The sequence below is a fragment of the Pseudomonas sp. genome, assembly GCF_028293835.1.
Taxonomy (GTDB): Bacteria; Pseudomonadota; Gammaproteobacteria; order Pseudomonadales; family Pseudomonadaceae; genus Aquipseudomonas.
In genome coordinates this window covers 1-13,242 of sequence record NZ_JAQGNX010000151.1, presented here as the reverse complement: position 1 = coordinate 13,242, position 13,242 = coordinate 1, and the positions used below count along the sequence as shown (strand labels likewise).

The window sequence follows — 13,242 nt, the reverse complement described above, 5'->3', positions numbered from 1 at the left end:
AGGAACAATACCGGCGTGGTGCCCCGCTTACGGATCAGTTGCAGCAGTTGCCAGCCGTTCAGGCCCGGCAACATGACGTCGAGGATCACCAGATCATAGGTTTGCTCTTCGACAAAGTGGCGACCTGCCAGCCCATTAACCGCGACATCCACCACAAAACCAGATTCGCCAAATCCCTTGGCCAGAAGCGTGGCCGTATTGGCATCGTTTTCAACTAACAGCAAACGCATGGTACACCTCATTAATCGTGCCTTTAGGCTAAGCCGATTAACTAGCTGTCGCACGCAGTTTATTAAAATCCAGAATTTCGATCACATCGGGGCCTTGCTTCAAGACGCTTCGTGCCTGCAAATCGTTGAGAATATTGATTAACGTCGGCTTGGTTATTCTCAGCCAGCGAGCCAACTGAGTCGTCGGCATTCGCACGAGTCGTGGCGAACGATTGATTGGGCCGTAACCCTGACTGATCATTAACAAACAAAACGCCGTCCGGGCAAAAGTGGGCATTTGGCCGTACCGCTCCAGTTGCTCTTCGGTTACGCGCAGTTTCAGCTGCAGCAGCGCAGCAAACTGATGCCGATACGAGGGTTGCTCCGCCAGCAATCGATCCAGGTCCGTTTGCGGAATATGCAAAAGGATACTGTGGGCGTGGGAAAACACATCTTGAGTGCGCGGAAGACCATCAAATAACGACACTTCGCCAAACCAGTAAGGCAGGTCAGTGGAGGACGGAACCGTCAGCTTGATAGGCTCCTGCTCGTCTCCGACCCGAACCGCACCCTCAACCACGGCATACAAGCCACAAGGTGGATCACCCCGCAGGAAAAGCGTTCTGCCCGGCGTAGGACGACGCTGCCTGGCTGCGTCGAGCAAGCCATCTTGCAGGCCCGCAGGCAAGTTACTGAACCAATGATCGGTCAGCAGTCGGCTTCGCCATAACGCTCCATTCATGCAATCTCCCTGACTATCTCTTGGCGCTACCGACCGCGCAGGGGTCGGTTAACTGTCGGTCAGCTTCTGCCAGACCTTGGGTTTGAAGAACAAGGTTTCGCCACGGGCCAAACCGGTCAGGCTGTCGTGATCTTTCACCACTTCCGCTTCGATCAACTCGCTCTGACCTTCGACTTTCAACGTCACACGCGTGGTGGCGCCCAGTGGCCGGATGTCACGCACCTCAGCCGCGTGGTGATCTTCCAGCTCGTGCCGGGACAGCGACACTTCGTGGGGGCGGAACAATACGTGATTGTCTTCGCCAAGGTGTAACCGATTGGAGTCACCGAGAAAGTGATAAACGAAGTCGCTGGCCGGGTTCTCATAAACCTCACCCGGTGAGCCGATTTGCTCGATCACGCCTTTGTTCATCACGACGATGCGGTCCGCCACTTCCATGGCTTCCTCCTGGTCGTGGGTCACAAATACCGAGGTCAGGTTGATGTCTTCGTGCAGGCGAGCGAGCCAGCGACGCAGCTCTTTACGCACCTTGGCATCCAAGGCACCGAAGGGTTCATCCAGGAGCAATACCTTGGGCTCCACCGCCAACGCCCGGGCCAACGCAATGCGCTGGCGCTGACCACCAGACAATTGCTCCGGGTAACGGTCCGATAACCAATCCAGCTGCACCATGTTCAGCAGTTCGTGAACCTTGACTGCGATCTGGCTCTCGGTCGGGCGCTGCTTTTTCGGTTTCATGCGCAGGCCAAACGCAACGTTGTCAAACACCGTCATGTGCCTGAACAATGCGTAATGCTGGAATACGAACCCGACGTTGCGATCACGCACATCGTGTTCCGAGACGTCTTCGCCGTGGAATACGATGCTGCCTTCGTCGGGGGTTTCCAGGCCGGCAATAATGCGCAGCAAAGTGGTTTTACCGCAGCCTGACGGGCCCAGCAACGCGACGAGTTCGCCACTCTGAATATTCAGATTGATGGAATTCAGCGCTTTGAAGGCATTGAAGTTTTTGCTGACATTACGGACTTCGATCGACATGAATTATTCCTCCGCCGCACTTTCGCGCAGACGGGTAATGCGCGACTCGCTCCACTGCTTGAGCAGCAGGATGAACAGCGCCATGATCAGCAACAGGCTCGCCACGGCAAACGCTGCGACGTGATTGTATTCGTTGTAGAGAATTTCGACGTGCAACGGCAGGGTATTGGTGACGCCGCGAATGTGCCCGGAAACCACCGAGACCGCACCGAATTCACCCATGGCCCGTGCCGTACACAGCACCACGCCATAGATCAGGCCCCACTTGATGTTCGGCACGGTCACGTACCAAAACATCTGCCAGCCATTGGCACCCAACAGCCGCGCGGCCTCCTCTTCTTGGGTGCCCTGCTCTTGCATCAATGGGATTAGTTCACGGGCAACGAACGGCACGGTGACGAAGATGGTAGCCAACACAATCCCTGGCAAGGCAAACACGATCTGAATGTCATGGTCCTGCAACCACGGGCCGAAAAGCCCCTGGGCACCAAACATCAAAACGTAGACCAGACCGGCAATGACGGGGGAAACCGAGAACGGCAGGTCGATCAGCGTCACCAAAATGCTTTTGCCACGGAACGAGTATTTGCTCACGCACCAGGCGGCACTGACGCCGAACAGCACGTTGAGCGGCACCGAAATCGCCACCGCAATGACCGTGAGCTTGAGTGCCGATAACGCGTCCGGCTCGAAGATCGCAGTGAAGAAAGCGCCGAGGCCTTTGCTCAGCCCTTGGGAAACAACGATAAACAGCGGCAGCGCCAGGAACAGCACAAAGATTAACCAGCCGAGACCGATGAAGATTCGTCGTGACACCGCGCTGCCACGGCGTGCGGCATTGGCGGTGGAGGCGGCAATCAGCGTTGAATTAGACATGCGGTGCGCCTCCTTAAGGGGTTTCGATGCGGCGCTGCAGCAAGTTGATCAGCAGCAGCAAAATGAAGGAAACCACCAGCATCATCACGCCAATAGCCGTCGCACCGGTGTAATCGTATTGGTCGAGTTTGACCATGATCAGCAGCGGCAAAATTTCAGTTTTCATCGGCATGTTGCCCGCGATAAAAATCACCGAGCCGTACTCGCCAACGCCTCGAGCAAATGCCAGGGCAAATCCGGTCAGCCACGCCGGCAGCAACGCGGGAACCAGAATGTAGCGGAACACTTGCAGCGGCTTGGCGCCGAGACAGGCGGCGGCTTCTTCGACCTCACGGGGAAAATCGGCTAACACCGGCTGCACGGTACGCACTACAAAGGGCAGCGTGACAAACGTCAGCGCTAAGGTGATACCGAGCGGGGCGTAAGCGATTTTGATGCCCATGTCCGCCGCGAACTGTCCGACAAGGCCGGTCGGCGTATACAGCGCAGTCAAAGCGATACCGGCTACAGCAGTGGGCAACGCGAACGGCAAATCAATCATCGCATCGATGATCTTGCGACCGGGAAACGTGTAGCGCACCAACACCCACGCCAATACCGTACCGATGATACCGTTGATGATCGCGGCGAAGAACGCTGTACCAAAGCTGAGTTTGAGGGCCGCCAGCACCCGCGGTGCGGTGACGATGGCCCAGAATTGATCCCAGGTCAGCTGCGAGGCATGCACGAACATGACCGCAAGCGGAATCAGCACAATCAGGCTGAGGTACACCAAGGTGTAGCCCAGCGTCAGCCCGAAGCCGGGTATGACGGGGGAGATACGACGCGACATAAAAGTCCCTGGTTAACGTACGAAGCCCGGAACAAGATCCGGGCCGGAGGGCAAACCGAACGACCTGCTTTTCAGCAGGTCGCGTTACAGGTTATTGCGCTTGGTAAATCTGGTCGAACACACCGCCATCATTGAAGAATTTCGGCTGCGCAGTTTTCCAGCCACCGAAGTCTTTGTCGATAGTGACCAGGTCCAGTTTCGGGAATTGTTTGGCGTACTTGGCCGCAACCGTTTTATCCCGTGGACGATAGAAATCTTTTGCCACGATTTCCTGACCGGCCGGGCTGTACAGATGCTCCAGGTAGGCTTTGGCAATTTCGCTGTTGCCTTTTTTCTCCGCGTTTTTGTCTACAACTGCCACTGGCGGTTCGGCCAGGATCGACAGCGAAGGTACGACGATGTCGAATTTGTCAGCGCCGCCGTCTTCTTGCAGTGCCAGAAACGCTTCGTTTTCCCATGCCAGCAACACATCGCCCTGACCGTTATTGACGAAAGTGATCGTCGAGCCGCGTGCACCGGTGTCCAACACTGGCACATGCTTGAACAGGGTTGTCACGTATTCCTGAGCCTTGGCTTCGCTGCCGCCGGTTTTCACGCCGTAGGCCCAGGCGGCCAGGAAGTTCCAGCGCGCGCCGCCCGAGGTTTTCGGGTTGGGCGTGATGACCGACACACCATCCTTGATCAAATCGTTCCAGTCCTTGATGCCTTTAGGGTTGCCTTTGCGCACCAGAAATACGATGGTCGACGTGTAAGGCGTACTCGCATCCGGCAGACGAGTCTGCCAGTTTTCAGGCAAGGTCTTGCCCAATTTGGCAATCTCATCAATGTCGCCCGCCAGGGCCAGGGTCACGACGTCAGCGCGCAAACCGTCGATCACCGAGCGGCCTTGTTTGCCCGAACCGCCATGGGACTGCTGGATTTTGACATTATCGCCGGGATGGCTGGCTTTCCAGAAGCTGATGAATTCCGCGTTGTAGTCTTGATACAGCTCGCGTGTCGGGTCGTAGGACACGTTCAGCAGTTCATAATCCTTGGCAACGGCAGAACCGGCGAACACGGCACTGGCGACAGCGGCCAAAGCGTAACGGCGAATAGACATGGGGTGGAGGCTCCTGGACGATCTAATTTATTTTTTGGTAGAAAATTCGATATGGGATCAGGGTTGAATCTCGCCATCAGCTCGGCTTGGTACTCGGCGTTTGCAGGCGGAATTTTTCCTTGCGTTCGATCTGCACCACTTGGGCGTTGTGCACGGTGATTTCTACCGCGCCGAAGCGCAGGTCACGCAATGCGCTCTGAATTTCACGCAGGATGCTTGCTTCATCCTGGCCGTCAACGCTACGCAGAGATGCGCTCATGATGCTGCTCCTTGACTTGAATAGAGGTGCCTGCAGTAGCGATTCGAGGGCAACTGCTCGTGGCGTGAGGCTAATCTTAAAGATGCAGGGTTATTCTTAAAAAGACTGTTTAAGAATGCAGATATAACTAAATCGAATTTTAAAATTTCAGGCGGGCACTGAAGCGCGTTGCGCAGCTCCAACACCTTGAATTTAGGGGCTTAGCGGCTGGGGTGCAGCGGTCGCGTGCGCAACTCATCAGCCGGTTGCGGGCGACCAAATAAATAGCCCTGCCCCAGTTCGCAGTGATTTTCCAACAGGAAACTCGCCTGGGCGGGGGTTTCGATACCCTCTGCGAGCACTCTCATGCCCAACGCCTGGCCCAGCGCGATGATGACCCGAACGATGGCGGCATCGTCTTCGTCATAGGGCAGGCCGGCGACGAATCCCTGATCGATTTTTAATTTTTGCACCGGCATGCGTTTAAGCCGCAGCAGCGAAGAATAACCGGTACCAAAATCGTCAATGGCCAGCCGCAAACCCAACTCGCGCAGGCGGTGCAACTGTTCCATGGCCATTTCCGGGTCTTCCATCACTGCGCTTTCAGTGACTTCAAGCTCCAGACAGGCCGGATCAAGCCCGGTTTCCCTCAACACCCGCGCGACATGCAGGTGCAGGTCGTTACGACTGAACAACCGGCTGGACACGTTGACCGCGACAAACTCCAGCCCAAACCCGCACGCTTGCCATTCACACATCTGCTGACACGCTGTTTTCAGCACCCAAGCGTCGATATCGACAATCAAACCACTCTGTTCGGCAATCGGGATGAACTCACCCGGCGAAACCAACCCACGTACCGGATGCTGCCATCGAACAAGGGCCTCAACCCCAAGCATGCGGCCGCTGTAAAGGTCGTGTACCGGCTGGTAATACACGCGCAACTCTTCTAGCTCAATAGCACGGCGCAGTTCCCCCGCCAGCTCTACCCGCTGCTGAGCGTGGGCGGTGAGCTCTTCGGTGTACAACGCGTAGCCTTCACGGCCAGCGCTTTTCGCCTTGAACAATGCCGAGTCAGCGTTACGCAACAACTGCTCCGCATTCAACGCGTCGTTGGGAAACAGGCTGATGCCGATGCTGGCGCTGATAAACAGTGGGCGATCATCAACCAGGACTGGCTCCTTCAGGCCGTCAATGATTCGCTGGGCCAGCGCGGCGGCCTGCATCACTTGCTGGCAGTGCTCCGCGAGTACGGCGAACTCGTCTCCGCCCAGCCGGGCCAGGGTCATGCCGCTGTCGAACAAGCCATTAAGCCGCTCCGCGACAATTTTCAGTACTTGATCGCCGACGTTGTGCCCAAGGCTGTCGTTGATATTTTTGAAATGATCCAGATCGATCAACAACAGCGCGCAGCCCCGTTTGTTGGCTTGCGCGTTAGCCAGGGCCTGCCGGGTGCGGTCGGTGAACAGCAAGCGATTAGGCAGGTCAGTCAGGGGATCATGGTGCGCCAGGTGCATGAACTCATGTTCAGAGCGCTTGATCGCTGAGATGTCGGAAAACACCGCTACATAGTGGCTGACCGCGCCTCGATTATCCTTGATGCTGCGAATGCTTTGCCATTGCGGGTAAATCTCGCCGCTTTTACGGCGGTTCCAGATTTCCCCGCTCCACTGGCCATTGTCATGCAACGCAGTAAACATGCGGTGGTAGAACTCTGGATCATGGCGACCGGATTTGAATTTGCTTGGGTTCAGTCCCAGCACTTCGTCTTCTTGATACCCGGTGATTTCCATGAAAGCCCGGTTCACATGGACGATCAGACCCAACTGGTCAGTGACTAAAACACCCTCGCGAGTGCTATCAAACACCACGGCCGCCTGGCGTAAGCGCTCCTGATCTTTTTCGTGCTGATTCAAGCGCGCGCCAATGCCCAGGACACTTAACAAGCGCGCACGGGCAAAAAACACAAACACCGCGCTGAACACCATCCAGGCGCAACCATTGATCAGTTGCCAGCGGAGCAATCCAGCGGGATCTTCGATCAGCTGTGGAAGGACTAGCGCACTGAGTTCAAGCCACAGAATCGACAATAATGTGTAGAAAAGAGCGGTGCGCAGGGCATCACGAGAAGAAAGTGACATAAATATACGAAAGTCCTCACGAAAGGCGCGGATTATAGGGTAGAAACATTCTGCGACTCTTATCTAAAAGCGAGACTGGTTTTATCCGGTGGCTTAGTGATAATGCGCCTTGCTGTTTTTATCTTTATCGAGCGTTTTATCGAGGGCTACAGACTCTATGTGGAACAACGGTCTACTTGACCTATCGGTTTGGCAACTGGTGGCAGTCACTTTATTAATGACCCACGTGACCATCGTCGGTGTCACGGTTTACCTGCACCGCTATTCGGCCCACCGCGCATTGGAACTCAACGCCGGCCTGAAACATTTCTTCCGCTTCTGGCTATGGCTTAGCACCGCACAAAATACCCGTGAGTGGACCGCCATCCACCGCAAGCATCACGCTAAATGCGAAACCATCGATGACCCGCACAGCCCCGTGATCAAAGGCTTGTCTACCGTGTTGCGCAAAGGCGCCGAGCTTTATCGTGCCGAAGCGGAAAACCCGGAAACGTTGCGCATCTATGGCAAGAACTGCCCGAGTGACTGGGTCGAGCGCAACCTTTATACGCGCTTCCCTGTATTGGGTATCGCCATCATGGCAGTGATCGACCTGGCGCTGTTCGGCGTGATCGGTATTACCGTTTGGGCTATCCAGATGATGTGGATTCCATTCTGGGCCGCCGGCGTGGTCAACGGCCTTGGGCATGCGGTGGGCTATCGCAATTTCGAATGCCGTGATGCTGCGACCAACCTGGTGCCGTGGGGCATTATCATTGGCGGCGAAGAGCTGCATAACAACCACCACACCTATCCGAACTCGGCCAAGATGTCGGTGAAGAAATGGGAATTCGACATGGGCTGGGCCTGGATCCAGCTGTTCAGCTTCCTGCGTCTGGCCAAGGTTCAAAGGGTCGCGCCCATCGCGCACCGGGTTGAAGGCAAGGGTTCGATGGACATGGATACCGCCATGGCTATCCTGAACAACCGTTTCCAGATCATGGCTCAATATCGCAAGCTGGTCATCGGGCCGTTGGTTGCACAAGAACTGGCCAAGGCCGATGCATCGGTACGCCACCAGTTCCATCGCGCCAAGCGCCTGCTGTCACGTGAGACCAGTCTGCTCGATGAGAAACATCATCTGCACATTCAGACCATGTTAGAGCACAGCCAAGCGTTGAAAGTGATCTATGAGAAGCGCCTCGCTTTACAACAGATCTGGCTCAAAACCAGCACTAACGGTCACGATATGTTGGCCGCGATCAAAGACTGGATCCATGAAGCAGAGGCCAGTGGCATTCAGTCGTTGCGTGAGTTTGCCAATCAGCTGAAAACTTACTCGTTGCGCCCCGCTGCCTGACGCCGTTGATCGGCGCGCTCGTTCCCGGAGCGCGCCTTCCGGAACTTCGTCTCCTACAATCAATCTCAACCTCAACTCGCCATTTCGGTGGGTTTAGTTGTGGCTGCGCGCCGCGCTTCTTTTGAGATGCAGTGCCCATGGATAATCCGATACTCCTTCCGGCTACTTCCTCACCCATTGATCTTCCGGCTGCCGCTGAAACACTGCTTGCGCTAATGCACGCCCAAGCAGAAGTAGCGCGGCTTAGCGAGCGTGAACAGCTGTTTAGTTCGCTGTTGGTTAGCGTGAACGCGGTGTTATGGGCGTTCGATTGGGAAACCCAGCAGATGATGTATGTCAGCCCGGCCTATGAGCGGATTTTCGGCCGCTCGGCAGGCCTGCTGTTGGCGGACTACAACGAATGGCGTGACAGTATCTACCCGGACGATCTGGACTACGCAGAGCGCAGCTTGGTTGAAGTTCTTGATAAGGGCTCCATTGAAGACCGCGAGTACCGGATCATCCGAGCGGATGGCCAGGTTCGCTGGCTCAGTGATAAATGCTTCATTAGCCGACAGGACCGTAATCAGCGCTTGATCGTGGTGGGCATCGCTGAAGACATCACCGAAAAGAAACAGCTGGAAGGCGAGCTTCAACGTCTGGCAACGACCGATGTTTTGACCCAGAGCAGCAACCGTCGCCATTTCTTCGAATGCGCCCAGCATGAGTTTGAGCAAGCCCGCCTGCTAGACCTGCCGCTGGCCTTTTTGTTGCTGGATATAGATGACTTCAAACTGGTCAACGACAGCTATGGCCACCAGGAGGGTGATCAGGTACTGCAACGCATCGCCGAATGCGGGCAATCGGCGCTACGCCGGGGCGATCTGTTTGGACGTATCGGCGGCGAAGAGTTCGCAGCGGTGTTCCCCGGTTGCGCTCCGGAAATGGCCAAGCAGATTGCCGAGCGGTTGCAGCGTGAAATCCAGCGCCTGCACTTCCAATGTGGTGATAAAGCGTTCGGCATCACCGCCAGCCAAGGCCTGACCAATCTGAGCGATGCCGACACCGGACTGGAAGAGCTATATGCCCGGGCAGACGCAGCGATGTATCAGGCCAAGCGCCAGGGCAAAAATCAGATTGTGTTGGTTTGAATATTTGCCCATGAAAAACACCCCAGTGTTGGAAGGTGTCCAACTTATGGGGCGCAGTTCAGATAATTAAAAACCCATGCCCAAAAAACCCGCCGAAGCGGGTTTTTGTCTACTGGGTCACGTCTTAGGCGAGTTCAGCAAAGCACTCTTCGATGATCGCCAGACCTTTGTCCAGCAACGCATCGTCAGCGGTCAGCGGCACTAGCACGCGCAACACGTTGCCGTAAGTCCCGCACGACAGCAGGATCAAACCCTTGTCGCGAGCTTTAGCAACGACCTGGGCAACGGCAGCAGCGTTTGGCTTATGCGAGTCGCCGCCTTCGAACAGCTCAACGGCAATCATTGCGCCCAGGGCACGTACTTCGCCGATCACTGAGTGCTTGGCCTGAATAGCCTTCAGGCCAGTGACCAAATGCTCGCCGACGGCTTTGCAACGGTCCAGCAAGCGTTCTTGTTCGAACACTTCCATCACTGCCAACGCCGCGGCGCAAGCGATAGGGCTACCGGCATAAGTACCGCCCAGACCGCCCGGTGCAATGGCGTCCATGTATTCAGCTTTGCCGCAAACGCCAGCCAATGGGAAACCGCCGGCGATGGATTTGGCAAACGTGGTCAAATCGGCAGTAACGCCCATCTGTTCCATGGCGAAGAACGTACCGGTACGCCCTGCGCCTGTTTGCACTTCGTCGGCGATCAGCAAAATACCGTGCTTGTCGCACAGGGCACGCAAGCGAACCATGAACTCTTTCGGCGCGACGTAGAAACCGCCTTCGCCCTGAACCGGCTCGATGATGATCGCAGCGATATCACGCGGCTCTGCATCGTTCTTGAAGATGCGTTCGATGCTGGCAATGGAGTCGTCGACGCTGACGCCGTGCAGCGCGCAAGGGAACAGCGCGCGGAAGATGCCGCCTGGCATCAGACCCATGCCTGCCGAGTACGGCACCACTTTACCGGTCAGCCCCAAGGTCATCATCGTACGGCCGTGGTAAGCGCCCGTAAAAGCGATCACACCGGCACGGCCGGTGGCAGCGCGGGCAATTTTGACGGCGTTTTCCACGGCTTCAGAACCGGTGGTCACCAGCAGGGTTTTCTTTTCGAAATCACCGGGTACGCGGGCATTGATCTTTTCGCACAGCTCGACGTACGGCTCGTACGCCAACACCTGGAAGCAGGTGTGGGTCAGCTTGGTCAATTGCTCTTGTACGGCCGCGATGACTTTCGGGTGCAGGTGACCGGTGTTCAAAACCGCAATACCGCCAGCAAAGTCGATGAACTCGCGCCCTTCAACGTCGGTAACGGTGGCGTTTTTCGCCGAAGCAGCAAAGATAGGATGGATCTGACCAACGCCACGCGGAACAGCGGCATTGCGGCGTTGCATCAAGGATTCGTTAGTTTGGGACATGATTTCCTCATTCACCGCTCATCGGGCGGCGTGATTCAAGGATTAAGTAGCCGGTTAAAGCTGCAGCAGCATTCGATGATCGACTGCTGCAACTTCCCGATTACCAGGGAAATATGTGAAGCAACTGTGCAGGCAGAATTAGATGCCCAGGCACAGGTATTTGATTTCCAGATAATCTTCGATGCCGTACTTGGAGCCTTCACGGCCCAGGCCCGACGCCTTTATCCCGCCAAATGGCGCGACTTCGTTGGAGATTAGCCCGGTGTTGACGCCAACCATGCCGTATTCCAAGGCTTCGGAAACACGGAACACGCGGCTCATGTCCCGGGCGTAGAAGTACGACGCCAGACCGAACTCAGTGTCGTTGGCCATGGCAATGACTTCAGCTTCATCTTTAAAGCGGAACAGTGGCGCCAGTGGGCCGAAGGTTTCTTCTTTGGATACCGCAGCATCTTTCGAGACGTTGACCAAAATGGTTGGCTCGAAGAAGTTGCCTTCCATGCTGTTGCCACCCACCAATACCGTCGCGCCTTTGCTGATGGCGTCAGCAATATGTTCCTTGACCTTGGCCACGGCTTTTTCGTCGATCAACGGGCCGGTGGTGGTGCCGTCTTCCAGACCGTTACCGATCTTCAACTTGGCTACCGCAACTTTCAGTTTTTCAGCAAACGCGTCGTACACCGAATCCTGGATGTACAGGCGGTTGGCGCAAACGCAGGTCTGGCCGTTGTTGCGGTATTTGGAAATAATCGCGCCTTCAACGGCTTTATCCAAATCGGCGTCATCGAACACAATGAACGGCGCGTTGCCGCCCAACTCCAGGGACACTTTTTTGATGTCCTTGGCGCATTCTGCCATCAACTGGCGACCGACTTCGGTCGAGCCGGTGAAGGACAACTTGCGCACAATAGGGTTACTGGTCAGCTCGCCACCGATGTCGCCAGCGCTGCCGGTCACGACGCTGAACACGCCTTTCGGAATGCCTGCACGGTGCGCCAGCTCAGCCAACGCTAACGCGGAAAACGGAGTTTGCGAAGCAGGCTTAAGGACCATGGTGCAACCGGCCGCCAACGCGGGGCCGGCTTTCCGGGTAATCATTGCCGCCGGGAAGTTCCACGGGGTAATCGCAGCGGTCACGCCGATGGGCTGCTTGATCACGATCAAACGCTTGTCTGGCTGGTGGCCCGGAATCACGTCGCCGTAGACGCGCTTGGCTTCTTCAGCGAACCATTCAATAAAGGAGGCGGCATAAACGATTTCACCCTTGGCTTCGGCCAGCGGCTTACCCTGCTCAAGGGTCATCAGGCGAGCCAAGTCGTCCTGGTTTTCAATCATCAATTCAAACCAGCGACGTAGCTTGTTCGAACGCTCTTTGGCGGTCAATGCACGCCAGGCCGGCAACGCTTTATCGGCGGCCTCAATCGCTCGGCGGGTTTCAGCAGCGCCCATCTTCGGCACAGTCCCAAGAATCTCATTGGTGGCCGGGTTGTTCACTTTGATCGTCTGACCACTGTCAGAGTCCAGCCAAACGCCATCGATAAAAGCTTGCTGGCGAAACAATTGGGTGTCTTTAAGCTGCATGTCGGCCTCCTAAACAGCACCGCGCAGGCGCGGAGCGAATTTTTTTGATTGTTCAAAGGCGCCTATAAAGGCTGCCGTCAGGAAATCATTCACCGTACTCAGTACTCAGGGCGCACTGATTATAGACCGTGCGCATCAGCATCCCGCCAAAAGCGTTTGAAATCTCAAACGAATCCTAGGGTCTGCGGGGGTAAAGGACAATAGTCTGTTCGAAAAAAAGAACGAAAACCCGAAAAGGGCCAAAAAATCGGATCAACGTCACCCTCACACCCGGTAACGTGTGAAAACAACATCAGTGTTCGCCAGCATGGACGCCCGGCAGTCAGATGAGTATCATGGCGCCCGCATTGCACCAGTAGCTCAGCTGGATAGAGTACTGCCCTCCGAAGGCAGTGGTCGTGGGTTCGAATCCCGCCGCCGAATCCAGATCAGCTAAGCGTTTGTTGGAACTAGCTTTTCCATCAATTAAAGGGTCTGCAAAGCTGGTGGGGCACTGTGAAATGCTTTCAGGTGGGGCATCGCAAAGGTGCCAGCAATGCCAGCCAATCCCGCATTCCTTACTCAGAATCGCCATGGAACGTACTATTTCCGAATAGTAATCCCAATGCCCTT

The 13,242-nt window shown here is 55.9% G+C and carries 13 protein-coding genes; 2 read left to right on the top strand and 11 right to left on the bottom strand.

From position 1 onward, the window contains the following. From JWR17_RS20580 to dibA, 8 genes are all read right to left on the bottom strand, one after another. A partial coding sequence (locus JWR17_RS20580; protein WP_299834276.1) for a response regulator occupies positions 1 to 230 on the bottom strand: 230 nt, incomplete at its 3' end. Between the two features lie 37 nt (positions 231 to 267). Beyond that, a complete protein-coding gene (locus tag JWR17_RS20575; protein WP_299834274.1) occupies positions 268 to 951 on the bottom strand; it encodes a Crp/Fnr family transcriptional regulator in 684 nt (227 codons plus the stop codon). A 48-nt stretch (positions 952 to 999) separates the two neighbouring features. Further along, complete coding sequence (locus tag JWR17_RS20570) at positions 1,000 to 1,989, bottom strand: sulfate/molybdate ABC transporter ATP-binding protein (protein ID WP_299834272.1); 990 nt, start codon at positions 1,987 to 1,989, stop codon at positions 1,000 to 1,002. A 3-nt stretch (positions 1,990 to 1,992) separates the two neighbouring features. After that, positions 1,993 to 2,865 carry a sulfate ABC transporter permease subunit CysW gene (gene cysW / locus JWR17_RS20565; RefSeq protein ID WP_299834270.1) on the bottom strand — a complete coding sequence of 291 codons (873 nt, stop codon included), beginning with the start codon at positions 2,863 to 2,865 and terminating at the stop codon, positions 1,993 to 1,995. A 13-nt stretch (positions 2,866 to 2,878) separates the two neighbouring features. Continuing rightward, a complete protein-coding gene (gene cysT / locus JWR17_RS20560) occupies positions 2,879 to 3,697 on the bottom strand; it encodes a sulfate ABC transporter permease subunit CysT (RefSeq protein ID WP_299834268.1) in 819 nt (272 codons plus the stop codon). Between the two features lie 91 nt (positions 3,698 to 3,788). Beyond that, positions 3,789 to 4,796, bottom strand: coding sequence for a sulfate ABC transporter substrate-binding protein (locus JWR17_RS20555; RefSeq protein WP_299834266.1), 1,008 nt, complete (start codon positions 4,794 to 4,796; stop codon positions 3,789 to 3,791). A gap of 76 nt (positions 4,797 to 4,872) precedes the next feature. Next, positions 4,873 to 5,055, bottom strand: a complete 183-nt coding sequence (oscA, locus tag JWR17_RS20550) for a sulfur starvation response protein OscA (protein ID WP_297842391.1) — start codon at positions 5,053 to 5,055, stop codon at positions 4,873 to 4,875. 200 nt (positions 5,056 to 5,255) lie between these two features. Then, complete coding sequence (dibA, locus tag JWR17_RS20545) at positions 5,256 to 7,175, bottom strand: phosphodiesterase DibA (RefSeq protein ID WP_299834264.1); 1,920 nt, start codon at positions 7,173 to 7,175, stop codon at positions 5,256 to 5,258. Between the two features lie 157 nt (positions 7,176 to 7,332). Here dibA and desA point away from each other — a divergent pair, with 157 nt between their 5' ends. Together desA and JWR17_RS20535 are read left to right on the top strand one after the other, a co-directional pair. Then, on the top strand, positions 7,333 to 8,514 hold the full coding sequence (gene desA / locus JWR17_RS20540; protein WP_299834262.1) for a delta-9 fatty acid desaturase DesA: 1,182 nt from the start codon (positions 7,333 to 7,335) through the stop codon (positions 8,512 to 8,514). Between the two features lie 137 nt (positions 8,515 to 8,651). Continuing rightward, a complete protein-coding gene (locus JWR17_RS20535) occupies positions 8,652 to 9,644 on the top strand; it encodes a sensor domain-containing diguanylate cyclase (protein ID WP_299834260.1) in 993 nt (330 codons plus the stop codon). Positions 9,645 to 9,768: 124 nt separating this feature from the next. Here the strand turns inward: JWR17_RS20535 and gabT are convergent, their stop codons facing one another. From gabT to JWR17_RS20520, 3 genes are all read right to left on the bottom strand, one after another. Continuing rightward, positions 9,769 to 11,049, bottom strand: coding sequence for a 4-aminobutyrate--2-oxoglutarate transaminase (gene gabT, locus JWR17_RS20530; RefSeq protein ID WP_299834257.1), 1,281 nt, complete (start codon positions 11,047 to 11,049; stop codon positions 9,769 to 9,771). A 138-nt stretch (positions 11,050 to 11,187) separates the two neighbouring features. Continuing rightward, positions 11,188 to 12,630 carry an NADP-dependent succinate-semialdehyde dehydrogenase gene (gabD, locus tag JWR17_RS20525; protein WP_299834255.1) on the bottom strand — a complete coding sequence of 481 codons (1,443 nt, stop codon included), beginning with the start codon at positions 12,628 to 12,630 and terminating at the stop codon, positions 11,188 to 11,190. Between the two features lie 322 nt (positions 12,631 to 12,952). Beyond that, positions 12,953 to 13,242 (bottom strand): hypothetical protein (locus JWR17_RS20520; RefSeq protein WP_299834253.1); only part of this gene is annotated, 290 nt, incomplete at its 5' end.